Annotated in this window: 25 protein-coding genes; 13 read left to right on the plus strand and 12 right to left on the minus strand. The window is 58.9% G+C overall.

What is annotated here, in order from left to right:
* The first annotated feature begins 132 nt into the window (after positions 1 to 132).
* A complete protein-coding gene (locus tag ACP3TY_RS03165; RefSeq protein ID WP_426619234.1) occupies positions 133 to 1,464 on the plus strand; it encodes a hypothetical protein in 1,332 nt (443 codons plus the stop codon).
* 109 nt (positions 1,465 to 1,573) lie between these two features.
* A complete protein-coding gene (locus ACP3TY_RS03170) occupies positions 1,574 to 2,368 on the plus strand; it encodes a hypothetical protein (RefSeq protein ID WP_282358266.1) in 795 nt (264 codons plus the stop codon).
* Positions 2,369 to 2,436: 68 nt separating this feature from the next.
* On the opposite strand, the gene ACP3TY_RS03175 is transcribed toward ACP3TY_RS03170, so the two are convergent.
* The 3 genes from ACP3TY_RS03175 to ACP3TY_RS03185 form a co-directional block, all read right to left on the minus strand.
* Complete coding sequence (locus ACP3TY_RS03175; protein ID WP_007918933.1) at positions 2,437 to 3,033, minus strand: superoxide dismutase; 597 nt, start codon at positions 3,031 to 3,033, stop codon at positions 2,437 to 2,439.
* A gap of 176 nt (positions 3,034 to 3,209) precedes the next feature.
* Positions 3,210 to 3,812 carry a LysE/ArgO family amino acid transporter gene (locus ACP3TY_RS03180; protein ID WP_053123351.1) on the minus strand — a complete coding sequence of 201 codons (603 nt, stop codon included), beginning with the start codon at positions 3,810 to 3,812 and terminating at the stop codon, positions 3,210 to 3,212.
* Between the two features lie 5 nt (positions 3,813 to 3,817).
* The gene (locus tag ACP3TY_RS03185) at positions 3,818 to 4,219 is read right to left on the minus strand and encodes an ACT domain-containing protein (protein WP_426619235.1); all 402 of its coding nucleotides are present in this window, start codon (positions 4,217 to 4,219) and stop codon (positions 3,818 to 3,820) included.
* A gap of 96 nt (positions 4,220 to 4,315) precedes the next feature.
* Between ACP3TY_RS03185 and ACP3TY_RS03190 the strand changes: the two genes are divergently transcribed.
* From ACP3TY_RS03190 to ACP3TY_RS03205, 4 genes are all read left to right on the plus strand, one after another.
* Positions 4,316 to 5,215, plus strand: coding sequence for a LysR family transcriptional regulator ArgP (locus tag ACP3TY_RS03190; RefSeq protein ID WP_053123347.1), 900 nt, complete (start codon positions 4,316 to 4,318; stop codon positions 5,213 to 5,215).
* A gap of 97 nt (positions 5,216 to 5,312) precedes the next feature.
* Positions 5,313 to 6,305 (plus strand): NAD-dependent epimerase/dehydratase family protein, encoded by a 993-nt coding sequence (locus ACP3TY_RS03195; RefSeq protein WP_053123345.1) that lies wholly within the window; start codon positions 5,313 to 5,315, stop codon positions 6,303 to 6,305.
* 116 nt (positions 6,306 to 6,421) lie between these two features.
* Positions 6,422 to 7,276, plus strand: coding sequence for an ATPase (locus ACP3TY_RS03200; RefSeq protein ID WP_159812569.1), 855 nt, complete (start codon positions 6,422 to 6,424; stop codon positions 7,274 to 7,276).
* A gap of 260 nt (positions 7,277 to 7,536) precedes the next feature.
* Entirely contained in the window at positions 7,537 to 8,385 is an 849-nt protein-coding gene (locus ACP3TY_RS03205; protein WP_053123341.1) for a cache domain-containing protein, read from the plus strand.
* Between the two features lie 84 nt (positions 8,386 to 8,469).
* Here the strand turns inward: ACP3TY_RS03205 and ACP3TY_RS03210 are convergent, their stop codons facing one another.
* Positions 8,470 to 9,987, minus strand: a complete 1,518-nt coding sequence (locus ACP3TY_RS03210; protein ID WP_426619236.1) for an MDR family MFS transporter — start codon at positions 9,985 to 9,987, stop codon at positions 8,470 to 8,472.
* Positions 9,988 to 10,066: 79 nt separating this feature from the next.
* Positions 10,067 to 11,260 carry a 4-hydroxybenzoate 3-monooxygenase gene (gene pobA, locus ACP3TY_RS03215; protein WP_426619237.1) on the minus strand — a complete coding sequence of 398 codons (1,194 nt, stop codon included), beginning with the start codon at positions 11,258 to 11,260 and terminating at the stop codon, positions 10,067 to 10,069.
* Positions 11,261 to 11,438: 178 nt separating this feature from the next.
* Here pobA and ACP3TY_RS03220 point away from each other — a divergent pair, with 178 nt between their 5' ends.
* The gene (locus tag ACP3TY_RS03220) at positions 11,439 to 12,323 is read left to right on the plus strand and encodes a helix-turn-helix domain-containing protein (RefSeq protein WP_053123335.1); all 885 of its coding nucleotides are present in this window, start codon (positions 11,439 to 11,441) and stop codon (positions 12,321 to 12,323) included.
* A gap of 135 nt (positions 12,324 to 12,458) precedes the next feature.
* Here ACP3TY_RS03220 and ACP3TY_RS03225 read toward each other — a convergent pair whose 3' ends face one another.
* Positions 12,459 to 12,635, minus strand: coding sequence for a hypothetical protein (locus ACP3TY_RS03225; protein WP_212543925.1), 177 nt, complete (start codon positions 12,633 to 12,635; stop codon positions 12,459 to 12,461).
* Between the two features lie 130 nt (positions 12,636 to 12,765).
* On the minus strand, positions 12,766 to 13,671 hold the full coding sequence (locus ACP3TY_RS03230) for a LysR family transcriptional regulator (protein WP_426619238.1): 906 nt from the start codon (positions 13,669 to 13,671) through the stop codon (positions 12,766 to 12,768).
* A gap of 114 nt (positions 13,672 to 13,785) precedes the next feature.
* Here ACP3TY_RS03230 and ACP3TY_RS03235 point away from each other — a divergent pair, with 114 nt between their 5' ends.
* Entirely contained in the window at positions 13,786 to 14,664 is an 879-nt protein-coding gene (locus ACP3TY_RS03235; RefSeq protein ID WP_426619239.1) for an MBL fold metallo-hydrolase, read from the plus strand.
* 225 nt (positions 14,665 to 14,889) lie between these two features.
* Positions 14,890 to 15,504, plus strand: a complete 615-nt coding sequence (locus tag ACP3TY_RS03240; RefSeq protein WP_426619240.1) for an NAD(P)-dependent oxidoreductase — start codon at positions 14,890 to 14,892, stop codon at positions 15,502 to 15,504.
* Positions 15,505 to 15,619: 115 nt separating this feature from the next.
* On the opposite strand, the gene ACP3TY_RS03245 is transcribed toward ACP3TY_RS03240, so the two are convergent.
* Positions 15,620 to 16,501, minus strand: coding sequence for a LysR substrate-binding domain-containing protein (locus ACP3TY_RS03245; RefSeq protein WP_426619241.1), 882 nt, complete (start codon positions 16,499 to 16,501; stop codon positions 15,620 to 15,622).
* Positions 16,502 to 16,728: 227 nt separating this feature from the next.
* On the opposite strand from ACP3TY_RS03245, the gene ACP3TY_RS03250 reads away from it, so the two are divergent.
* On the plus strand, positions 16,729 to 18,366 hold the full coding sequence (locus ACP3TY_RS03250; RefSeq protein ID WP_426620422.1) for a 5-guanidino-2-oxopentanoate decarboxylase: 1,638 nt from the start codon (positions 16,729 to 16,731) through the stop codon (positions 18,364 to 18,366).
* Complete coding sequence (locus tag ACP3TY_RS03255) at positions 18,366 to 19,814, plus strand: aldehyde dehydrogenase family protein (RefSeq protein ID WP_426620423.1); 1,449 nt, start codon at positions 18,366 to 18,368, stop codon at positions 19,812 to 19,814. The genes ACP3TY_RS03250 and ACP3TY_RS03255 overlap by 1 nt, the downstream gene beginning before the upstream one ends.
* Positions 19,815 to 19,943: 129 nt before the next feature.
* On the opposite strand, the gene ACP3TY_RS03260 is transcribed toward ACP3TY_RS03255, so the two are convergent.
* Positions 19,944 to 20,873: an AraC family transcriptional regulator gene (locus ACP3TY_RS03260; protein WP_212543919.1), complete on the minus strand. Its 930-nt coding sequence runs from the start codon at positions 20,871 to 20,873 to the stop codon at positions 19,944 to 19,946.
* Positions 20,874 to 21,243: 370 nt separating this feature from the next.
* Between ACP3TY_RS03260 and ACP3TY_RS03265 the strand changes: the two genes are divergently transcribed.
* Entirely contained in the window at positions 21,244 to 21,597 is a 354-nt protein-coding gene (locus ACP3TY_RS03265; RefSeq protein WP_159812559.1) for an antibiotic biosynthesis monooxygenase family protein, read from the plus strand.
* 43 nt (positions 21,598 to 21,640) lie between these two features.
* Positions 21,641 to 21,883 carry a hypothetical protein gene (locus ACP3TY_RS03270; protein WP_053123283.1) on the plus strand — a complete coding sequence of 81 codons (243 nt, stop codon included), beginning with the start codon at positions 21,641 to 21,643 and terminating at the stop codon, positions 21,881 to 21,883.
* A gap of 4 nt (positions 21,884 to 21,887) precedes the next feature.
* Here the strand turns inward: ACP3TY_RS03270 and ACP3TY_RS03275 are convergent, their stop codons facing one another.
* From ACP3TY_RS03275 to ACP3TY_RS03285, 3 genes are all read right to left on the minus strand, one after another.
* Positions 21,888 to 22,517 (minus strand): flavin reductase family protein, encoded by a 630-nt coding sequence (locus ACP3TY_RS03275; protein ID WP_426619242.1) that lies wholly within the window; start codon positions 22,515 to 22,517, stop codon positions 21,888 to 21,890.
* A 229-nt stretch (positions 22,518 to 22,746) separates the two neighbouring features.
* Entirely contained in the window at positions 22,747 to 23,001 is a 255-nt protein-coding gene (locus ACP3TY_RS03280) for a hypothetical protein (protein ID WP_426619243.1), read from the minus strand.
* 384 nt (positions 23,002 to 23,385) lie between these two features.
* Entirely contained in the window at positions 23,386 to 24,705 is a 1,320-nt protein-coding gene (locus tag ACP3TY_RS03285; protein ID WP_426619244.1) for an MFS transporter, read from the minus strand.
* Positions 24,706 to 24,870 lie beyond the last annotated feature (165 nt).

Consider the following 24,870-nt stretch of genomic DNA (forward strand, 5'->3'; position numbering starts at 1 on the left):
TTCCCCACAGTTCAGCGAGTCTCTCCCGCCAAAGAAAAGTCGGAATTTCCCTACGCACAATGCGGAATCGGCCTGCATCCGTGCTTGAGTTCGCTCGTCAAAGTCCGCTGTTTTGCAGAACAGTGCACGGACGTGACCAGACTTATCCCTCAACGCGAACTCCACGGCCAGCAGGTACTCGACACCCATCAAGCCATGGACATCTTTCGAGAGGCACTCAACCGCCCAGATGAATTGCCGGGCTTCGACAATCTGCTCAATGCAATGAATCTCAATCATTCCAATTACCTGCAAGGCGCCAACCAGAGAAAACTCGGCGAAGCCATCAGTAATGGTGAGTGGGTTGTGGTGAAACCACGTGTTGTCGCGAATAACAGCGGTGCTTCCTGGAACGCCTTCAAACCCAAATCAGAACCACCACCCGCCGAGCATCTGGTGGAAGACCACGCCTACACCTTGCCGCCACCGGCTGAGTCGGGCTTTCACATTGTCCAGAAGCCCATGAGCCGCGAAGCGCTGGAGCGAGCGCTGTATGAAACGACGCCTGGCGATGCATTGCGCCGCGAGTTCCGTTCGCTAAACCGTCATTTAAGTGAACAGGTCAAACCGGGGCAAATGGTCATCTTCAGTGACTCGCGCAACTACATGTGCCGACGCGAAGAGGCGCAGATGATGGCGGCAGCGGAGAAGGTGAATGAAGCGCTGAAGGATCTGACGGATGAAGAAGCTTCTTTCATGGTTGAGCATCATCAGGTGATTGAGCCGTTTTTGGGTGTTTCTTCCGGAGCATTGGGCGTTGCATCGTTCATGGTGGGGCAGCACATGGAAACGCTCAATAACACGCTTAAAGAACTGGAGCGCTTACACATCGAGCAATACCGCCAGTATGGCAATCTCCATTCCGTGGGTTTTTTTGCGCAACGCAAAAGGCTGATGAAGAAGCTTGATGTCGGTTTGGGGACGTTGGTTCGAAAGACAACAGGCATTCCGAATCACCCGAAGCTTAAACGCGCACTAGGGTTGTCCACGCAAAGAATCGTGCACAACTGGAACAAAGCTGGAGCACCAACTCAACTGCCGGGGTATGCGACACATATTGAAGGCGTGGCGCGTGCATCGAAATACATGAAAGCCGGTGGTTATGTAGCAATTGGTCTGGGAGCTGGATCTGCGGCGATGAAAATTCACGAAGCGTGCCGAAGCGGGCGCGAAGAGGAATGTCGCAGGGCGAGATTCATAGAGGGAGCGAAGCTGTCTGGAAACGTTCTAGGCGGAATACTAGCGGGCAAGTTAGCGACAACCATTGCTCCGATGACATGTGTCGCGATAGGCGTAGGAACCGCCGGAGCAGGAGGAGTCGCTTGCATGTTGGTTGTAAGTGGCATGCTCGCAGCGCAAATAGGAGATGGGGGTAGCCAGACAGGGGAACTTCTCGGCGAAAAACTATACGAGATGAACGAATAATGAGCTTCTACCGAATTTTAAGCTTGCCCACCACTTCACTTCTTAAATTGAGCCAAGTACTTCTTGCTAAAGGGTCCTGGATGCTGGGAATCAACGTTAAGGATCCATCGTGATCGCCCCACATTTTGATCTCGTCTATCTCTATTCATGGGCCGTGGTACTTCTGCTTTTCTTCCTCAGCGGGGCATTCGTGTTGTTCGCCGCCTATTTCCGGCTGGATCAGATGGAAGACCATTTCATTGCCTCCCACATTGTGGGCATTAATAGCAGAATATTTGGAAACGGCCCATTTGGGCGAATGAGAAGAGTCAGAGAAATAGGGACATTGACGGGCCGTTTGACCCATTTTCAAATGCTGGATCCGCATGCAGTCATGGAAGCAGAAATTATCCCGGAGCATCTGAAAAAGTGGGTGAGAATTCCAGACTACCTCTTCCAGCTGAGTGTGATCGGTGGCGGGTTACTCTTGCTTTGGTTGAGTACTGGTTGGATATGCGTGACTCTTTCCAGACCAGCGAGTGATCTGCAATTAATCGGTGTTGCCGGGTTAATTGCCTGTTTTTCCTTGGGCCTGATCGCTGTATTTGCAAAAGTATGGATCAGCTTTTTCAGACTGGCGCAGCTTGAGTCTCTCCTGAAAACATCGTACTTCGTCGCTCGCAATCAACGAGTGTTGGGAAACGGCGTCTACGGTCGCTACTGTCGTTTGTCTCACATCTCACAGATGCTTTTAATCGACGATGATTTTTTGTCAAAAAGTGATCCCTATGCGATGGATGAGATCGCTGCTTTCCCCTCGCATCTACGACGCCTGGTTGTTATTCCTGCGCAAATAATTGCTTATTCTTTTCTTGGATTTTTGGTCATCCACCTCGGTGGGAAAACTTTTGGAGTATTTGCCTGATACTGCTGCCGCAAATCACAGGCATAAAAAAACCCGGCCGAAGCCGGGTTTTTTGACTGACGCGCAGCTTAAGCGGTGAAGGTTTTGCCTTCGAACTGCTCAGCAACAAACTTCCAGTTGACCAGGTTCCAGAACGCTTCGACATACTTCGGACGAACGTTGCGGTAGTCGATGTAGTAAGCGTGTTCCCAGACGTCGCAGGTCAGCAGCGGGGTGTCGCCGCTGGTCAGCGGGTTGCCGGCGCCGATGGTGCTGGCCAGGGCCAGGGAACCGTCAGCCTTTTTCACCAGCCAGCCCCAACCGGAACCGAAGGTGCCGATCGAGGTTTTGCTGAACTCTTCCTTGAACTTGTCGAACGAACCGAAAGCTGCGTTGATGGCTTCAGCCAGCGCGCCGGTTGGTTGACCGCCGGCGTTTGGCGCCAGGCAGTTCCAGTAGAAAGTGTGGTTCCAGACCTGAGCGGCGTTGTTGAAGATACCGCCCGAGGAAGTCTTGACGATTTCTTCCAGGGTCTTGCCTTCGAACTCGGTGCCTGGCACCAGGTTGTTCAGGTTCACGACGTAGGTGTTGTGGTGCTTGTCGTGGTGGTATTCCAGGGTTTCCTTGGAAATGTGCGGCTGCAGGGCATCGTGTGCGTAAGGCAGCGGCGGCAATTCGAAAGCCATGATGATTCTCCTAATCAGGTCTGTTGCGGTGAGCGCAAGGCCGATCACGGGCGGCCAGAAATGCACCGGCGAGTTTTTACTCTTTGCGGCGCAGGGGTTGGATCATAGCACCGGGGTTGCGCCATAACCACGCAACAACTGTGTGGGATAGAGGTTCCAGAGCCTTTTGGAATAAATCAGCTGGCGATAATTAATTGCCCGGCCACGGTGAACATCATCAACGCCACCACCAGATCGAGAATTCGCCACGTGCTCGGCCGTGCCAACCACGGTGCCAGCCATGCCGCGCCGAGCGCCAAGGTGAAAAACCACAACAGCGAAGCACTCGCAGCACCGACCACATAAGCGCCTGGCACCGATTGCTGCGCCCCCAGCGAACCGATCAGTAAAACCGTATCCAGATAAACGTGCGGGTTGAGCAACGTCACCGCCAACGCGCTGAGCATCACCGCGCGCAGCGAACGCACGGTCTGATTCTCGCCCTGATTCAGGCTCTGTTTCGAGCACGCCCGGCGCAGCGCCTGGCTGCCGTACCAGATCAAAAACGTCGCGCCGCCCCAGCGAGCGATCGCCAGCAGCGTCGGGTTCTGCGCCAGAATCGTCGCCAGCCCGAACACCCCGGCGGCGACCAGCAGCGCATCGCAAACCACGCACAATGCCGCCACTGGCAAGTGATGCTCGCGCCGCAGGCTCTGCGCCAATACAAACGCGTTTTGCGTGCCGATCGCCATGATCAGCCCGAACGCCACCAGCAGGCCGTTCACATAGCTTTGCCACATAACAATTACTCCGCGTTGGCCGCCAGATCGCGCAGCACTTGCATCGCGCGTTCGGCGTCGGCCTGACCGACAAACAAATGATCGTGGTAGTAGCCGGCAATCACGTTGCAACTGATCCCGGCCTTGCCCAATGCCGTGGCGAACGCGGCGGTGAGGCCGACGGCTTCCAGCGCTGAATGCACGTTGAGGGTGATCCACGCGGCGACGTAGTCGAAGCTGAAACCAGCCTGTTCAGCGTGGGAACGTTCGAGAATCACCGTCAGACCTTCCTGCTCGCGGAAGCTGCCGACGGTCTCCAGACCTTCCGGCAATTGGCTGTCGCGCAGGGTGCAGAACACGTATTCGCCGGCGTTGAGTTGCGGGCTCATGCTGCGCAACAAGGTTGTTATAGAGGTTTCGCCAGCCATTGCAGTGTTCCTTGATAAAGAGTGCTTGCTGGCTATTCTCCGGGCGAAACCTGTATAAGAAAAACCAATAGTGCTGATCGCTCATTAGGAAAACTGATGTTCGACTACAAATTGCTGTCTGCTCTGGCCGCCGTGGTCGAGCAAGCCGGATTCGAACGCGCCGCGCAGATTCTCGGGTTGTCGCAATCGGCGATCTCGCAACGGATCAAACTGCTGGAGGCGCGGGTCGGCCAGCCGGTGCTGGTGCGCGGCACGCCGCCGTCGCCCACGGAAATCGGCCGGCGTTTGCTCAACCATGTGCAGCAAGTGCGTTTGCTTGAGCGCGACCTGCAAACCCTCGTCCCGGCCTTGGACGAAGAGGGTTTGCCGGAGCGCCTGCGCATTGCGCTGAACGCCGACAGCCTCGCGACGTGGTGGGCGCAGGCTGTCGGCGATTTCTGCGCCGAGCAACATTTATTGCTGGATCTGATCGTCGAAGACCAGACCGTCGGGCTCAAACGCATGCGCGCCGGTGAAGTGGCCGCGTGCCTGTGCGCCAGCGAACGACCGGTGGCGGGTGCGCGTAGCGTGTTGCTCGGCGCGATGCGTTATCGCGCACTGGCCAGCCCGGCGTTTATCGAGCGGCATTTCCCCGATGGCGTGCGCGCCGAGCAACTGCCGCGCACCCCGGCGCTGGTGTTCGGCCCGGACGATTTTCTTCAGCATCGCTATTTGGCGTCGCTGGGTGTCGACGGCGGATTCGAGCACCATTTGTGCCCGTCCTCGGAAGGTTTTATCCGTCTGACCGAAGCCGGTTTGGGCTGGGGACTGGTGCCGGAACTGCAAGTGCGCGAGCAACTGCAACGCGGCGAATTGCGCGAACTGTTGCCAGATAAACCGATCGACGTGCCGTTGTACTGGCATCATTGGCGCAATGGCGGTCAGTTGCTCGGCTTACTGACCGAGCAATTGGTGCGCGCTTCAGCACAATGGCTAGTGCCTTGGAAACAGCTATAAGCGTCAAGCTGCAAGCGGCAAGTTGTGGGCTTGCGCACCGTTTTTACTTGTAGCTCGAAGCTTGATGCTCGCAGCTGCTTTTCTGTTGGAGTTGTGCATGAAAATTCTGGTCACCGGCGCAAGCGGCTTCATTGGCGGACGCTTTGCGCGTTTCGCTCTGGAGCAGGGCCTGGACGTGCGGGTCAACGGGCGCCGGGCCGAAAGCGTCGAGCATCTGGTACGCCGTGGCGCCGAGTTTGTGCCCGGCGATCTGAGCGATGCCGAGCTGGCGCGCGAACTCTGCAGCGATGTCGAAGCCGTGGTGCACTGCGCCGGGGCCGTCGGGCTGTGGGGGCGCTATCAGGACTTTCATCAGGGCAACGTGCAGGTCACCGAAAACATCGTCGAAGCCTGCCTGAAGCAACGTGTGCGGCGGCTGGTGCACCTGTCGTCGCCGTCGATCTATTTCGACGGCCGCGACCACCTCAACCTGACCGAAGAGCAAGTGCCCAAGCGCTTCAAACATCATTACGCGGCGACCAAATATCTGGCCGAACAGAAGGTTTTCGGCGCCCAGGAATTCGGTCTGGAAACCATCGCCCTGCGCCCGCGTTTCGTCACCGGCGCCGGCGACATGAGCATCTTCCCGCGTCTGCTGAACATGCAGCGCAAGGGCCGTCTGGCGATCATCGGCAACGGCCTGAATAAAGTCGATTTCACCAGTGTGCAGAACCTCAACGAGGCGATGCTCAGCAGTCTGCTCGCCGCCGGTTCGGCGCTGGGCAAGGCCTACAACATCAGCAATGGTGCGCCGGTGCCGTTGTGGGATGTGGTGAATTACGTGATGCGCAAGATGGAAGTCCCACAGGTCACCAAGTACCGTTCCTACGGGCTGGCCTACAGCGTCGCGGCGCTGAATGAAGGCGCGTGCAAACTCTGGCCCGGGCGTCCGGAGCCGACGCTGTCGCGGTTGGGCATGCAGGTGATGAAGAAAAATTTCACCCTCGACATCAGCCGCGCGCGGCATTATCTGGACTACGATCCGCAAGTCAGCCTGTGGACGGCGCTCGATGAGTTCTGCGGCTGGTGGAAAGCCCAGGACATTCGTTGAGTTCACTTGGTCGGCCAGCACTGAACCGCGCCCTCGGTCGAGGGTCAATGCCTGCGGCTGAGCGGGTTATACTTCGCAGCATTTAGCCATCACCGCGTTTTACAAAGGTTGCCTCAATGTCCATGCGTAATGATGCCCACGACGATTTCGATGATGTGCCGAGCCTGCGTGCCGACACCTTCGACGACGATGACATTCCGACCACCGCCCGCACCACCGTGCACTCGCGCACAGCGCCAGTGGTCAAGGTCAAAGCCGCCAGCACCGGGCCGCTCTGGGCTTTGGTCGGCGCGTTGTTTTTTGCTTTCATCGGCCTGGCCTGGTGGAGCTTTCAGCAGATTTCGTTGATGGAGCAGCAACTGGTCGCGACCCAGGAAAGCTTCGCGCGGATCAGTGAAGAAGCGGCGGGGCGCTTGCAGGATATTTCCGGCAAAGTCGTCGCCAGCCAGAGCAACGTCACCAGCGACAGCGAAGCCTTGAAGTTGCAGATCAAGCAACTCGAAGAAAAGCTGCTCGATCAGAACAAACAGCAGCAAGGCGTCGCGGGGCAGGCCAGTGATCTGGACAAGCGTCTGGCGCAGATGACCGCGCAGACCACCGAGCAGCAGACCGCCAATACCCAGTTGCAGGCGCAGGTCAAAGCCTTGAGCGCAGAACTGGCGACGCTGAAAAGCACCCCGGCGGACACCGGCAAGGTCGATACGCAGTTGAAGGCTTTCGATGCGCAGTTCAAGAGCCTCAGCGCTGATATTGCGGCGTTGAAGAAGCAAGGCAATCCGAGCGCGGCCATCGAACGTCTGGAACAGGACATCGTTGTGCTGAAGAGCGAGCAGGACAATCGCCCGGCAGCGCCACAGGGCGGCGGCAACACCGCCGAGTTCGACGCATTCCGTGGGCAGATGACGCGCACCATCAACACCTTGCAGGCGCAGATCCAGAACTTGCAGCAGCAGATCAATTCCAGGCCTTAAACGCCGATCCCTCGTCGAGTGGGCTTTTGTGGTGAGGGGATTTATCCCCGATGGGTTGCGAAGCAGCCCCAAAGCCTGAGAACTCGGTGTCACTTTAGAAATGCAGGGGAGCGCTTCGCACTCCAACGGGGATAAATCCCCTCGCCACAGGGACGCGTTTAGCCACAGGGCTTTGCAATCCCCTGCATCATTCTGAATATCCATACATCCGCGCAACCCGTCTACGCTCTTGAAACACCAACAAGAACGAGGGATGCGTCATGGGGTTTGTGCAAAAATTCGCCTGGCTCTGTTTGCTGGTATTGGCCGGGTTCGGTCAGGCCAGCGCCGCGACCGCCGCAAAAGATGACAGCCAGGCGGCCATCGCCCTGCTGGAAAAAGCGCTGGCTTACTACCACGACAACGGCGACAAGGCCTTCGCGGCCTTCAGTCGTCAGGGCGAGTTTGTCGACAAGGATCGCTACGTGTTTGTGGTCGACACCAAAGGCGTGATGCTCGCCAGCGGTGGGCCGTCGTCAGCGCTGATTGGCCGTGATGTCAGCGAAGTGCTCGGGCCGGATTTGCAGAAAGCCTTCAAGCAGGCGTTGCTGGTGCCGGAAGGCAATGGCATTCAGCAGGCGGAGTACCGCTGGCAGAATTGGTCTGACGGCAAAGTCGAGCGCAAGCACGTGTTTTACCAGCGCATCGGTCAGCGGATTCTGGCCGTCGGTTACTACCTGCCTCGCGCCTCCGCTGAACAAGCCAAAGCCCTGCTGGATAAAGCTGCGACGGATCTGAGCAAAGACGAGAAGGGCACGCTGACGGCGATCAACTCGCTCAAGGGCGGGTATTTGCAGGATGACCTGTATGTCTTCGTGGTCGATTTGAATACCCAGCGCTATGTTGCCCACGGCACCAATCTGCGGCTGATCAATACCGACTTCGGCAAGGTCAAGGATCCGGAGGGCAAACCGGTGGGCGAGCCGATTCTGGCGCTGATCGGCAAGCAGGATGACGGCGAGTATGAGTATCGCTGGAAAAACCCGGTGACCGGCAAGATCGAGGATAAGCATGCCTACCTGAAGAAGGTCGGGCATTTCCTCGTTGCGGTCGGTTACTACAGCCCTTGAAGATCAAAAGATCGCAGCCTGCGGCAGCTCCTACATGGGGCCCGTCATCCTGTAGGAGCTGCCGAAGGCTGCGATCTTTTGCTGTTATTTTGCGCCGTGTTCACGCCCGCGCAGCAGGTTGTTCGGCATGGCAATCGCCGCCGCTAGCCCGAGCAACGACACCGCGGCACTCACCCACAACAAATGCCGGAACGTCACCAGCAACTCCGCGCGCAAGGCATTCTGCGCATCCCCCGGTGCCGCGTTGAGGCCGTCCAGCAAGACATTCCCGGAGTGCGCCTCACTCATCAACGAACTGCTCGCCAAATGGGCAAAACTGGAATCCTGCAACAACGCCAACAGCAGCGCCGACATCAACGCCACACCCACCGCGCCGCCCAGCGAACGGAACAGGTTGGTGGTGCTGGTGGCCACGCCGATGTCGCGCTGTTCCACCGAATTCTGCGTGCCGACCAGCGAGGTCGGGAACTGCATGCCGCTGGCGATTCCGCAGAGCAACATGAATAAACCACTGATCAACGTCGCTTCCGGAGGACTGAAGGCCATGCCCAGCACGGCAATTGGCATCAGAATCGCGCCGGTCAAAATCTGCGGTTTGTAGCGCCCGGTCACTGACGTGCGGCGACCGGCGAAATACGCACCGATCGGCAAGCCCATCGCCAACGGCAGCAAGTGCAACGCCGCACTGTCCGCGCCGGCGCCGGTGACGCTTTGAAAGCGCAACGGCATCAGCACGATCAAGGAAATCGCCTGGAAACTGGTGAAGAAAATCGTGCACCAGCACAGCAGCGCATTACGGTTGGCGAACAGGTGCATCGGCAGCAACGGCTCTCGTGCCCGGCGTTCGTGCCAGACGAAAATCGCCAGCACCACCACCGCGCAGGCAAACAACCCGAGCACTTCAGCGCTGCGCCACGCATGACCCTGACCCACCTGAGTGATGCCCAACAGCAGCGCGGTCAGGCCGATGATCATCAGCACGGTGCCGACATAATCGATGATCGGTTTGCGCTGCGGAATCGGCAGCCCGCGCAAGTTGCGGTGCGCGACCCAGTAAGCGCCAAGCCCCAACGGCAGGTTGATCAGAAACACCCAGCGCCACGACAGGTATTCGGTCATGTAGCCGCCAAGCACCGGCCCGGCAACGCTGGCCACCGCGTACATGCTGCTGAAGTAACCCTGATAACGTCCGCGTTCGCGCGGCGGCACGATGTCGCCGATGATCGCCTGGCTCACCGAAATCATCCCGCCGGCGCCGATGCCCTGAAGGATCCGCGCCAGCACCAGTTGTTCCATGCTTTGCGCCATGCCGCAGAACAGCGAGGCCAGGGTAAACAGGCCCATGCCGAACAGCATCAGTTTGCGTCGCCCGTACAGATCGCCGAGCTTGCCGTAGATCGGCACCGCCACAGTCATCGCCACCATGTACCCGGAAATCACCCAGGCCAGCAGGCTGACGTCTTTGAATTGGGCGGAGATCGCCGGCATCGACACGGCGACGATGGTCTGATCCAGCGCACCGAGAAAGATCGCCATCATCAGCGCCACCAGCACGCTGCGAATGGCCGGTTTGGGCGTTTCGGGGTGATTGAGATTGGTCACGGGCAAAACCTGCGGGCAGTGAGAGTCCCGCAGTTCGTCAGGCGAGCGGGGATGCTCGCCAGTGTAAGTCGGTAGGAAGCTATTCGATAGCCTCATAAGGAAGTCCGACGTAATTTTCTGCAATAGTTTTTCGGCCCGCTTCTGAACTGACAAAGTAGTCCAGTTCCGAGGCACTGATGCGCTGACTGAACGCATCGTGATCATCAAAACGGTGCAACATCGAAGTCATCCACCAGGAAAACCGCTCGGCTTTCCACACGCGGCGCAGGCAGATCTCCGAGTATTTCTCCAGCAAGTCGATACGCCCATCGCGGTAAACCTTCAGTAGAATATTGAACAATGTGCTGACATCGCTTGCCGCCAGATTCAGACCTTTGGCGCCGGTGGGCGGGACGATGTGTGCAGCGTCGCCGACCAGAAACATCCGCCCGTACTGCATTGGTTCAACGACAAAACTGCGCAGCGGCGCGATGCTTTTTTCGATCGAAGGGCCGGTGACCAGTTTCTCGGCCAATGCAACTGGCAGGCGGTTTTTCAGTTCATCCCAGAAGCGCTGGTCGCTCCAGTCAGCGACGTTTTCTTCCGCCGGCACCTGCAAGTAGTAACGCGTGCGCGTCGCCGAACGCATGCTGCACAAGGCAAAACCGCGTTCGTGGCGGGCGTAGACCAACTCGTCATGCACCGGCGGCGTGTCGGCCAGAATGCCCAGCCAGCCAAATGGATAAACCCGTTCGAACACCTGCAGACAATCCTCAGGAATCGACTGCCGAGCGACGCCATGGAAGCCATCGCAGCCGGCGATGTAATCGCAATCGACGCGCCAGGTTTCACCGTCCTTTTCGAAGGTGACAAAAGCCTCGTCGCTTTTCATGCCGTGGGGAACGACATTGCTCGCTGAATAAATTGTCTGCGCGCCAGCGTCCCGACGAGCGGCCATCAGGTCGCGAGTGACTTCGGTCTGGCCGTAGATCATTACGGTCTTGCCGCCGGTCAACGCGTGCAGATCGATGTGCACCTGACGCCCGTCGAGCGCCAGTTCGAAGCCGCCGTGAACCAGCCCTTCAGCGTTCATGCGCTGACTCACCCCAGCCTGACGCAACAGCTCTACCATGCCTTGTTCAAGCACGCCGGCGCGGATGCGGCTGAGCACATAATCGGGTGTCTGACGTTCGAGGATGAGGGTGTCGATGCCGGCGTTGTGCAGCAACTGGCCGAGGAGCAAACCGGACGGGCCGGCGCCGATGATGGCAACTTGGGTTTTCAGCGTTTTCATTGTTTTTATGACTCGCAAGCTTCGCGCGACAATCGCCGCTGATTTATTTTTATGGATCGAGTGCTTGCATTTTTCCCTTGCGGGTCTGTCAATTGAAGGTGAAAACTGAGCCGATACCTGTACATTCTGCCAATCGGTGCGATTATCGCCCGCAAACCTCGAGGCCTGGATTGAAGTGATGAACAAGCCTGACCTGCCTTCGATTCCAGTGTTCAAGCTCTACGGTGAAAGCCTGGATTGGCCGACCCCTGACTTGCTGCACTGTGAAACCATTTCCTCCCGCAGCCGCGAACATCAATGGGAAATCAAACCCCACCGCCACGCCGATTTGTGCCAGTTACTCTTCGTTTTCAAAGGTCAGGCAGAGCTTGAAATCGAAGGCCATCGCACGCAGTTGCAGACCCCGGCAATCCAGGTTCTGCCGCCGTTATCGGTGCATGGCTTTCGTTTTTCCGAGGACGTTGAAGGCTTTATCGTCACCCTCGCCACACCGCTGATCAACCATTTGCAGGCGCAACTGGGCGACTCGGTGCACGCATTGGCGCAGACCGAAAATTATCCGGCGGGCAAGGACGGCGACTACCTCAACAGCTTGTTCACCGCGTTGCAGGCCGAGTACAACGGCCATCAACCGGCGCGGGAAATGCTCATGCATTCGCTGGTCAGCGTGATCATGGTCTGGGTCAGTCGCCAGGCAATCGTGCGGCATAACGCGAGTCAACGGCCGCAGCGTCAACGCGAATACCTGAACGGGTTTATTCAGTTGGTGGAAGAGACTTACCGTCAGCACGTGAAGGTCGAGGATCTGGCGCATCGGCTGGGGATCTCGGTGTCGCACCTTAATGGCACGTGCCGCGAACTGGCGGGGCAACCGGCGTTGCAGATCATGCACGAGCGTCAGTTGCTGGAAGCCAAGCGCTTGCTGACGTACACCAGCATGACCATTTACGAGATGTCGGAGTTGTTGGGGTTCTCTGATCCGACCAACTTCACGCGCCTGTTCCGGCGCCGGGTGGGGATATCGCCAAAGGCCTTCCGCGATCGCTTGAAGACCGAGCAGTAACCCGAAAAACACCATAACCCCTGTGGGAGCGAGCCTGCTCGCGAATGCAGTGTGTCAGTCGCCACTTATGTAGGCTGATGCGCCGCCTTCGCGAGCAGGCTCGCTCCCACAAGGACGCGTTCCAGCATGCTTACCTCAGCGCAGTGCGTTCAGCGACGCATTGTGCGGAATGCAGCGCTCGAAATTGCAGCTCGCGTATTCACGCGGCAGCTGTCGCAACTGCTCGACCCGCCAGGCCGCGGTGCCGTACAGCGCCAGCGTGGCAGCGCAGGTAATGAAAATCGCGGCGTACCTTCTTGTTTTGATGTTCATGGCGTTCACCTCTGAACGAAATACCCTGCGGTATTACTTTCAGCATAGAACAAGATCAAAAGATCGCAGCCTGCGGCAGCTCCTACATGGATCCGTGTAGGAGCTGCCGCAGGCTGCGATCTTTTGACTTTTAAAATCCCACGTCCCAAGCAGGGTTCTCGGGGAATCGCTGCACCAGAAAATCCAGCATGCTGCGCAGCGCCGCCGGCATGTGTTTGCGTGAGGCGTACACCGCGTAGATGTTCATCTGGCGTGGTTCGGCGTGGGGCAGTAGTCGCACCAGTTCGCCGCTGTGAACATGCACGCCGGCCTGATACGTCGGCAGCATCGCCACCCCGGCGCCGGCCAGCGTTGCGCGCAATAACGTGCTGGCCTCGTTGGCGCTGATATTGCCTTGCACCGGCACCGAAACCGGTTCGCCATCCTCTTCGAAATGCCACAGGCTCTTGCCGAAATACGAGTGCGTCAGGCAGTTGTGCTGGCTCAAATCCTCGACCCGTTGTGGCGCCGGATGCTCTTGCAGATACGCTGGCGCGGCGCAGACAACTGAACGACAAACGGTCAGGCGTCGGGCGATCAGGTTGGGATCGAGATCGTTGCTGGTGCGAATCGCCAGGTCGATGCGTTCGTCCACCAGGTTCACCGTGCGATCAAGCATCTGCAAATCGATGCTCACCCCCGGATAACGTTTGACGTACGCGGCCATCGCATCGGCCAATTGCGCCTGACCGAACGAGGTGCTGACGCTGATCCGCAGCAATCCGCGCGGCGCGTCATGGGGTTCGCTGACGGCGGCCTGCATGTCGCTCGACAGTTCGATCATCTGCCGACAGCGCGGAAGGATTTCACTGCCGGCCGCGGTCAGGCTCAACTTGCGCGTGGTGCGGTGCATCAGGCGCGCGCCGACCCAATCTTCCAGCTCCGCCAAGTAGCGTGAAACCACCGGCCGCGAAAGATCCAGATGATCCGCAGCGGCCGACTGGCTACCGAGATCCACCACCGTGACGAACACCCGCATTGCCTGGAGACGATCCATGATTTGCCCGCTTTCAGAAACAAACTATGTCCCAGCATCGCATTTTTTGTACTGAGTCTGGCAACTAAGCTCTGTTCCATCGCCAAGCAAGGCATTCGAACACCGGAGCAACAGATGATCGGCTTCACCACCCTCATACGCGTTCTACTCGCCACCGCCTCGCTGGGTTTCGCTGCGCATGCCGCGGCTGCCAATTTGATGCTGGATGTGTACAACCCCGGCGCCAATGCGATTTTCCCGGTGACCTCGGTGCTGGTCAGCGGCGAGAAAGACGCGATCCTCGTCGACGCACAGTTCGGCAAATCCCAGGCCGAACAAGTGGTAGAAAAGATTCGCGCCACCGGCAAACAACTGACCACCATCTACATCAGCCACGGCGACCCGGATTACTACTTCGGCCTCGACACGCTGACCAAGGCGTTCCCGAATGCCAAGGTGCTGGCCTCGCAACCGACCGTTGATCACATCAATAAAACCGTCGCCGGCAAACTCGCGTTCTGGGGCCCGAAAATGGGCGCCGATGTGCCAGCGAAAACCATCGTGCCGGGTGTGCTCAAGGGCGACAGCCTGATGCTTGAAGGGCAGAAATTGCAGGTGGTCGGGCTTGACGGCAAACAGCCGGATCGCAGTTTCGTGTGGATTCCGTCGCTCAAGGCAGTGGTCGGTGGCGTGGTGGTGGCCGAGAACATTCATGTGTGGATGGCTGATACGCAGACCGCGCAATCTCATGCGGATTGGCTGGAGACGCTGCAGTCGATTGAAACGCTGAAGCCGACAACCGTGGTGCCGGGTCACTATCTGGGGGAAAGCAGCCGCTCGCTGGCCAGCGTGAAATTTACTGCGGACTACATTAAAGCTTTCGACGAAGAAACGGCGAAGGCCAAGGATTCCGCTGCGCTGATCGCCGCGATGAAAAAGCGCTACCCGACGCAGGGCGAAGAGAGCTCGCTGGAGCTGAGCGCGAAAGTCGCGAAGGGCGAGATGAAGTGGTAATGCGCTCCATCTGAATACTGAGGTCTCAAGGATTGCTGATTGTTTTTGTGGCGAGGGAGCTTGCTCCCGCTGGAGGGCGAAGCACTCCCCGCATTTAGCCAGACACACCCGGATGGCAGGGCTTGCGACTGCTGCGCAGCCGAGCGGGAGCAAGCTCCCTCGCCACAGGGAATGCATTTTCACAGAAGTTCAATGCACATACACCCAAGCCAACTGGAGAACGTCATGAGCAAGATCGCAATCATTGGTGCCACCGGCCGTGCCGGTAGCCAACTGCTGGAAGAAGCCCTGCGTCGCGGTCATAGCGTCACCGCCATCGCCCGCGATACGTCGAAGATCGGCGCGCGCGCCGGTGTCGTCAGCAAGAATGTCGATGTGCTGGATTCGACGGCGCTGCAAGACGCGGTGACCGGCAACGATGTGGTGATCACCGCCGCACATTTCGCCACGGTGCCGGCATCGGCGATTGTCGGGCCGGTGAAGCAGGCGGGGGTGAAGCGGCTGCTGGTGGTGGGCGGTGCCGGTTCGCTGTTGCTGCCGGACGATACACGCGTGATCGACAGCGCGGGGTTCCCGGCCGAGTACAAGGCCGAGGCCAGTGCGGGGGCGGCGTTTTTGGATGCGCTGCGTCAGGAGAAGGAACTGGACTGGACGTTTCTGTCGCCATCGGCGGAATTCGTTGAAGATGAGCGCACGGGCAAATTTCGTGTTGGCCAGGATCACTTGCTGGTGAGCGCCGAGGGCCGTAGCTGGATCACCTTTGCCGACTATGCGATTGCACTGATCGACGAAGTAGAAAAACCCAAGCACTCCCGCCAACGCTACACCGTCGGCTACTAATACACCCCCCTGTAGGAGCTGCCGAAGGCTGCGATCTTTTGATCTTGTTTTTGATTTTAAAAAACCAGGATCAAAAGATCGCAGCCTTCGGCAGCTCCTACAGGGGGATTTGTGTTCAGCGGGTGTGGGCTTGTTCTGTCAGCCAGATCATCAGTTCTTCGAGCGGTGGCGACGGTTCGGTTCCCGGTGGCAACACCACGTAATACGCCAACCCCGTCTTCACCTTTAACTCAAACGGCATCACCAGCCTTCCGGCGCGCAAGTCATCGCCGATCAACGACCAATCCCCAATCGCCACCCCCGTCCCGTGCGACGCCATCGACATCGCCTGATCCAGCGTTTCGAAATGCTGGCCGCTGCTGACGTTGTTCAAATTCAGCTGCGCGGCGTTCAGCCACACCGACCAATCCTGAATATCGTGCGTCGGGTGCAGCAGCAGATGCTGTTGCAAATCCGCCGGAGCATTCAGCGCCGGCGAACCCTTGAGCAGCAGCGGCGAACACACCGGCGTCAGTTGCTCATCGAACAGGTGCAGAGCGCCCGGCGAGTTATCCGGTGGCGGCCCGTAGATCACCGCCGCATCAAATTGCTCTCGCTGAAAATCCACACCGTGCTGCAACGACGCGGTGAGTTTCACCGGCACATCCGGGCGTTCTTTCTGCCATTGCAGCAAACGCGGCAGCAGCCAGCGCATCACGCAACTCGGCGCCTTGAGTTGCAGGGTTTCACGCTGCAGACCGATCTGCTCGGTGGCTTCGCTGATCAGGCCGAAGACTTTTTCCACACGCGGTAGCCATTCGCGTCCCTCGGCGGTCAGCGCCAGGCCTCGGGCCAGGCGGATGAACAGCGGATAACCGAGATGCTCTTCCAGCCCGGCGATCTGCCGGCTCACCGCGCCTTGGGTGATGTGCAACTGCTCGGCGGCGCGGGTGAAATTGCAGCACTGCGCGGTGATCAAAAACGTGTGCAGGGCGGGCAGGGGAGGCATGCGTTTCATGTGGATCCAAGGTATGACGTGAGGACATGGCTAGTATGACTTTTAATCGATTGTTGCGGCTACTTGCCGACCGTTCAATGAAGCCATTCCACGGATCATTGTGGGAGCGAGCCTGCTCGCGAATGCGGTCTGACATTCAACATCTCTGTTGCCTGACACACCGCTTTCGCGAGCAGGCTCGCTCCCACATGGGTTCGGTGTTTCAATCGAACAAGAGGGCAATCGACATGGCGACGTGTGGCGAAGTACTGGTCAAGTTACTCGAAGGTTATGGGGTCGAGCAGGTGTTCGGCATTCCTGGGGTGCACACCGTGGAGCTGTATCGCGGGCTGGCGCGTTCGAGTATTCGTCACGTCACCCCTCGCCATGAGCAGGGTGCCGGTTTCATGGCTGACGGCTACGCGCGCACCGCTGGCAAACCGGGTGTGTGCTTTATCATCACCGGCCCGGGTATGACTAACATCACCACCGCCATGGGCCAGGCCTACGCCGATTCGATCCCGATGCTGGTGATTTCCAGCGTGCAATCGCGCAGCCAATTGGGCGGCGGGCGCGGCAAGCTGCATGAGTTGCCGAACCAGAGTGCATTGGTCTCGGGAGTTGCGGCGTTCTCGCACACGTTGATGTCCGCCGCTGAATTGCCGGTGGTGCTGGCGCGTGCGTTTGCCTTGTTCCAGGCCGGTCGTCCACGTCCGGTACACATCGAAATTCCGTTGGACGTGCTGGTCGAAAACGCCGATGACTTGCTCGCCAGTGTGCCGGTCAATATCGACCGCGCCGGTGCAGCGCCAAGCGCAGTCAAGCGCATGAGCGAATTGCTCGCCGGTGCCAAACGTCCGCTGATTCTCGCCGGTGGCGGGGCCATCGACGCCGCGCCGGAACTGACCAAGCTCGCCGAGTTGCTCGACGCTCCAGTGGCGCTGACCATCAACGCCAAAGGCATGCTGCCGGGCAACCATCCGCTGCTGATCGGTTCGACCCAGACGCTGGTCGCCACCCGCGCGCTGGTCGCTGATGCCGACGTGGTTCTAGCCATCGGCACTGAATTGGCCGAGACCGATTACGACGTGACCTTCGCAGGCGGTTTCGAGATTCCCGGCAAACTGCTGCGCATCGATATCGACGCCGACCAGACCGTGCGCAACTACCCGCCGCACCTGGCGCTGGTGGCCGATGCACGCAACGCGTCACAAGCGTTGCTGAACTCGCTGTCGCAGGAAAAACTGGATGAGCGCAGCAGCGATTGGGGTCAGGCCCGCGCCGGCAAACTGCGCGCCGATCTGGCCGCGAGCTGGGACGCGCCGACCCTCGCACAAACCCGTTTCCTCGACACCGTGCTCGATGAATTGCCGAACGCGGTGTTCGTCGGCGACTCGACGCAACCTGTGTACACCGGCAACCTGACGTTCAACCCCGATCACCCGCGCCGCTGGTTCAACGCCTCGACCGGTTACGGCACCCTCGGCTACGCCTTGCCGGCCGCGATTGGTGCGTGGCTCGGCGGCCAACTCGACAAAGGTGCGCGCCCTCCGGTGGTGTGCCTGATCGGCGACGGCGGGCTGCAATTCACCCTGCCGGAACTGGCCAGCGCGGTCGAAGCGCGGGTGCCGGTGATCGTCCTGTTGTGGAATAACCAGGGCTACGAAGAGATCAAGAAATACATGGTCAACCGCGCCATCGAGCCGGTCGGCGTGGACATCTACACCCCGGATTTTGTCGCGGTGGCCAAGGGTCTCGGCTGCGCGGCTGAAGCCATCAGCAGCATCGAACAACTGCGCAGCGCGTTGCGTTGTGCAAGCGATCGTCAGGGCCCGACCCTGATTGAAATCGACCAGACCCAATGGATGCAGGCGGTGGCGCAATGATCAGTTTCCCAACCACACTCGATGGCCTCTACATCAACGGCCAATGGTCGGCGGGTGGCGAACATCTGCGCGTAATCAACCCCGCCACCGAAGCGCTGCTGACCACGGTCAATGGCGGTGACGAGCAGGCGGTCGATCAAGCCGTCGCCGCTGCCAGCGAAGCGTTCAAGAGCTGGTCGCAAACCACTGGCGCCGAGCGTGGTGCGATTCTGCGCAACATCGCCAACGGCGTGCGCAACGGCCGCGAGCATTTGATGAAGTTGCAGTCGAGCAATAACGGCAAACCGCAATTCGAAGCGGCGATCGACGTCGATGACGTGGTCGCCACCTTCGAGTATTACGCCGAACTCGCTGAAGGCCTCGACGCGAAACAGGACAGCAATGTGCCGCTGCCGAGCGATGATTTCAGTGCACGTCTGCGCCGCGAACCGTGCGGTGTGGTCGGGCTGATCGTGCCGTGGAATTTTCCGATGGTCACTACCGCGTGGAAGCTTGCGCCGGCGTTGGCGGCGGGTTGCTGCGTGGTGCTCAAGCCGTCGGAAGTGACAACGCTGCCGGAGCTGGAATTGGCGGCGATCATTGCTGAATCGGGACTGCCGAATGGCGTGTTCAATCTGGTTTGCGGGACTGGATTGGCGGTCGGTGCGCCGTTGTCGGCAGATCCGCGTATCGCCAAGATTTCCTTTACCGGCAGCAACGCGGTTGGCGTGCAGGTCATGCAGCGCGCGGCGGAAACGGTGAAGGGCGTCAGCCTGGAATTGGGCGGCAAATCTTCGCTGCTGGTGTTGGCGGATGCTGATATCGATCTGGCGGTTGAACTGGCCTGTGGCGGTGCGTTTTTCAATGCCGGGCAGATGTGTTCGGCCACCAGTCGGGTGTTGGTGGCTGAGGAGCTGGAAGAGGAATTTCTCGCTCGTTTGCAGAAGCGTGCGCAGGCGATTCGTGTGGCGGATCCGTTCGACCCTGAGGTGGAAATGGGCGCGCTGGTCAATCAGGCGCAGTACCAGCGCGTGCTCGGGCACATCGATCGTGGGCTGAGCGCGGGTGCGCGATTGGTCTGCGGCGGTAATCGTCCGGCGGATCTGCCGCGTGGTTATTTCTTGCAGCCGACGGTGTTTACCGACGTGCCGCTGGACAGCGCATTGTGGTGTGAAGAGATTTTCGGGCCGGTGCTGTGTGTGCGCAGTTTCAGCAGTGAGGTCGAGGCGATTGCGCTGGCCAATGACACGCCGTTTGGTTTGGTCGCGAGTGTTGTGACGGCGGATGCTGTAGCGGCGGATCGTGTGGCCAATGCGTTGCAGGCGGGCATGGTGTGGATCAATGCGCCGCAGGTGATTTTCCCGCAGGCGGCGTGGGGTGGGTACAAGCAGAGCAGCATTGGCCGCGAGTTAGGGCCTTGGGGATTGGCGGCGTTTCAAGAGATCAAGCATGTGATTCGGGCGATCTGATCCAGAGGTTTTTTCGTCTGAACTGGCCTCATCGCGAGCAGGCTCACTCCTACATTGGGCGGGTGTACACCTGACCCTGTAGGAGTGAGCCTGCTCGCGATAGGGTTGTAAGCCCAATGACATTCCGGATCAGACCGAAAGCCGCAACCGCGCCAAATCCCGCAACGGCGGCGCACCAAACAACCGACTGTACTCGCGGCTAAATTGCGAAGGACTCTCATACCCCACCCGATACCCCGCCGCCGAAGCTTCCAGCCCCTCCGCCAGCATCAACCGTCGCGCCTCCTGCAAGCGCAGCTGCTTTTGATACTGCAGCGGACTCATCGCCGTCATCGCCTTGAAGCGGTGATGCAACGTCGACACGCTTAGGTTCACTTCTTTGGCCAGATCATCAATGCGTAACGGCTGCTCAAAGTTGCCGTTAAGCCATTTGATCGCCTGGCTGATGCGATGGCTCTGGCTGTTGGCAATCGCGATCTCATACAAACGATGGCCCTGCGGACTGCGCAGCAGGCGATACAAAATCTCCCGACGAATCAGCGGCGCGAGCATGGCGATGTCTTTTGGTGCGTCGAGCAAACGCGCCAGACGCAGCACCGCGTCGAGCATCGAACTGTCGATTTTTTCCACGTACAAGCCACGTCCGGTCGGTCGAGTCGGTACGCCCATCGGCCCGGCGTCGGCGATCAGTGCGGTGATTTCCGCCGGATCAATATCGAGGCGCACGGCGAGGATCGGTTCCTCCGGAGACACGTTAACCACGCGCCCACTTAGCGGCATCGAAACCGACACCACCAGATAATTCAGCGGGTCGTAATTGAAGTATTCATCGGCCAGCCGCACCTCTTTACGACCCTGCGCCATGATGCACAGCGCCGGTTGCGCGAGCACCGGGGCAAAGTCGTGGGATTTGGTGTGGCGTGACATAAACAGCGAACCGATCGCGGTCTCGTAACTGCCATCGTCCGTGGTGTTGCGGCGGATGATCGCCGCCAGTTCCGCACGCTGTTTTTCCATGTCAGCGCTGGGTTCGGCTTGAAAACGATCGAATGACGTCATGCACGGCATCCTCGGCAAGGGAGGTGGAATGGAGCAGAGCATATGTTTGTGCAAGCGCGAGCGGTAGACACATCCTGCGAAATGCTTGCCTGATTCTGCACCGCGATATTCATCAACCATGACGCGACGCCGGACTGTAGGAGCTGCCGAAGGCTGCGATCTTTTGATTGTTGTCTTTAAGGTCAAAAGATCGCAGCTTGCGGCAGCTCCTACAGGGGAGCGGGCATCTGCGATGCTTTGGGTAAGTCTCGCAGGATTGTGCAACGCGGCGGCAGGAATCGACTAACGGCACTCAGCGCCTGGCCCTTAACCTTTGATCCTGTCGCAGCCCGTCCCCCGGCTGCCACGCGACTCCCTGGGAGGGTTGAACATGTCCAAGCAGATTCCCGTCAGTCATATGGCCTTCGTCCGGGCGCGCGCCGGGCGTTCGGCGGAACTCGGTGTACGCCTTAGCGCGTTGATCGAGCCGTCCCGCGCCGCCCCTGGTTGCCTGAGCTTCGCCTTGCAGCATTCGCAGTGTGATCCCGAGTTGTGGCTGGTCTCCGGGTTCTGGAGTAATCAGCAAATGATGACCGCATATTTCAACAGCCCGTCGATGGGTATCTTCGCCGAGCTGGTGCAGGAACTGGTGGTCAACAGTCTGGATTTCCACACCTTCAAAGACGTCTCGGCGGCACAAGCGCTCGGCCAATCTCCGGCAGCGGTACACAAACTCGTCGGTTGAGGGTTTAATGTCCGGCTTAATTGACTGAGCCAGGACTTGCGACATGGCACGTAAAGAGTTCGAACACTTCGAAGCAGTATCCGCAGTCGTCCCCGTCGAACTGGGTGGCAACAAGGGCTATTACGCGGCAATCGCGGTCAAAGCCCTGGTCGATGGCGGTGCACCACGCTTTCACAAACTGCTGAATGACCAAGTCTTCCCCGGCGCCATCGCCGCCGATGAGGCTGCCATCAATGAGCTGGATAACCTCAAAGGCGTCACCGAAGAAGCCGAGTTGATCTGGTAACGCGTTACCTGTTTGCGCCCGGACGCCACATCTTGAACAGGGCCTCAGGCCCCAACTGGAAGTAATCCGCCGGCCCGCCGCCGCGCAGAATCGGTTCTGCCGCGGCGGTGTCGTAGATGCCGTCCTTCAGCAGCCATTTGGCGATATGCACGGCGACCACTTCGCCGAGGATCAGCCAGCTCGGCACCGTTTCGCCATCAGCACGCTGCAACTGAATGATCTGCGTAACCTTGCACTCGAAGGACACCGGGCTTTCGGCCACACGCGGCACCGAAATCACCTTCGACGCAACAGTCGTCAGTCCCGCCAATTCAAACTCGTTGACCTCAGGCGCGACCATCGCGCAGCTCTGGTTCATCTGCTCGGCCAATGGGCGCGTGGCGAGGTTCCAGACGAATTCGCCGGTCTGCTCGATGTTGTTCAGGCTGTCTTTGCGCCCGACGCTGGAGAAGCCAATGATCGGCGGAATGTAGTTGAACGCGTTGAAGAAACTGTACGGCGCCAGATTGAGTTGGCCGTTGGCATCCTGCGAGGAAATCCAGCCGATCGGGCGCGGGCCGACGATAGCGTTGAACGGATCGTGCGGCAGGCCGTGGCCATGGACGGGTTCGTAGAAATGGATGTCATCGGGCATGGCGGGGGATCCTGAGGCTAGGTTTTGAATGAGTCCATAGTGCAAGGCAACCCCACATATTTCCAGCCAAACAAAAATCCCATGTAGGAGCTGCCGAAGGCTGCGATCTTTTGATTTTGCTTCTGAAAGTCAAAAGATCGCAGCCTTCGGCAGCTCCTACAGAAAATTTGTCAGCCCCCAGAAATAACTAAGCCCGGCCGAAGCCGGGCTGTGCCCTGCGCAGCAGCGATTAGCTGATGGCAGCGGATTGGGTGCGGTCATAACCGTCGGCTGCGAAAGTCGCGGAGCCGGTGCGGTCGTAGCCATCTTCAGCAACAGTCGCCGAACCGGTGCGGTCGTAACCATCAGCAGCGACGGTGGCAGAACCAGTACGGTCATAACCATCAGCAGCCACAGCAGAACCGGTGCGGTCGTAACCGTCGGCGGCGAAGGTGTTGGCAGCCAGTACAGACAGGGCGAAAGCGAGGATCAGTTTGGTTTTCATGGTCGTGTACTCCGAATGCGTTGGGGGTGTGTGTCTTGCCTGGGTTTAATGCTACGCCGATCAATTCGATTAAAAAGCGCAAAATAATGCTAAAAACTATCGATTAACCTGATGTTAAGGGCGGCGCATTTAAATCGCTTACGTCGTCGAAGCGAACGTCGCGCAGGTCATCGATCAGGTAGGGGCAGGATGTCGCGCCAGTATTAATTAGCGATTAATGGCGGGTGGGGGCGGGTGACAGATTTTTCATACAGGGCTGGAGAGCGTGTCGACTCCAATCGCGAGCAGGCTCACTCCTACAGGGGAACGCATTCCAAATGTAGGAGCGAGCCTGCTCGCGATAAAGCCATCACAGCCACCATTGCAGTGGCTGTAAATCCCCAATCAGTCAGTCACGATCCGCGAATGCTTCTGGGTATCTTTCATGGTCACATACACCAGCAGCGACACGGCGATGCACGCCGTCACGTACCAGTAGTAACCGGTTTCCATACCAATGCTCTTGAACCACAGCGCGATGTATTCAGCGGTGCCGCCGAAGATCGACACGGTCAGTGCGTACGGCAGGCCGACGCCCAGCGCGCGGATTTCAGTCGGGAACAGTTCGGCCTTCACCACCGCGTTGATCGAGGTGTAGCCGCTGACGATGATCAGCGCCGCCATGATCAGGAAGAATGCGCCCCACCAGGTTTGAATGGTGTGCAGGGTCATCAGGATCGGCACGGTGAAGATCGTGCCCAGCACGCCGAAGGCGATCAGGATCGGACGACGACCGATCTTGTCCGAGAGGCCACCGATGATCGGTTGCAGGCACATGAACAGGAACAGCGTGGCTGCGGAAATAGTGGTCGAGTCGGAGATGCTCATGCCGACGGTGTTCACCAGATATTTCTGCATGTAGGTGGTGTAAGTGTAGAACGCCAGCGTACCGCCCATGGTCAGGCCGACCACGGTCATCAATTCCTTTGGATGACGCATCAAGGTGCGCATCGCGCTTTCCTTGGACTTCTCTTTTTTGGTGAACGACTCGGTTTCTTCCATGCCGCGACGCAGGTACAGCGCAACGACTGCGCACAGCGCGCCGATGGCGAACGGGATACGCCAGCCCCACGCGTACAGCTGTTCAGTGGTCAGCACGTTTTGCAGCACGATCAACACGCCGAGCGCGATGAGCTGGCCGGAGATCAGGGTTACGTACTGGAAGCTGGAGAAGAAGCCGCGACGTTGCTTGGTCGCCATCTCGGACAGGTAGGTCGCCGAGGTGCCGTACTCGCCACCGACCGACAGGCCTTGCAGCAGACGGGCGAAGATCAGCAGGATCGGCGCGCCGATGCCGATGGTTCCGTAGTTCGGGCTCAGCGCGATCAACAGCGAGCCGAAGCACATCAGATAGACCGAGGCCATCAGCGCTTTCTTGCGCCCGACCTTGTCAGCGTACAAGCCCATCAGCCAGCCACCGATCGGACGCATGAGGAAGCCCACGGCGAAGATCGCAGCGGTGTTCATCAGTTGTGCGGTGGAGGAGCCGGCAGGGAAGAAGGATTTGGCGAAGTACAGCGAGAAGGCGGCATACACATACCAGTCGTACCACTCGACCATGTTGCCGACGGAACCGCTGAAGATCGATTTGATCCGGCTGGCGGTGGTTCTTTCTTTGGCGGGCACGGCAGCCGACCCAAGAGGCAGGGCGTTGGAGTTATCCATTGAAGGATCCTTCGTTTAATTGTTTTTGTGGAGCGCGTTAAAACGCAGCCTGCGTGGGCTATAGCAGGAGGTGTGCCAACGGGGGGAGGGGCGGTTTAGAGGGGTTGACGGGATCGGGTGAGCGGGAATCCGCTGATCGCAGAGGATCTATGAGCGGAATATCGC

The organism is Pseudomonas rustica, from assembly GCF_049959085.1.
GTDB lineage: Bacteria > Pseudomonadota > Gammaproteobacteria > Pseudomonadales > Pseudomonadaceae > Aquipseudomonas > Aquipseudomonas rustica.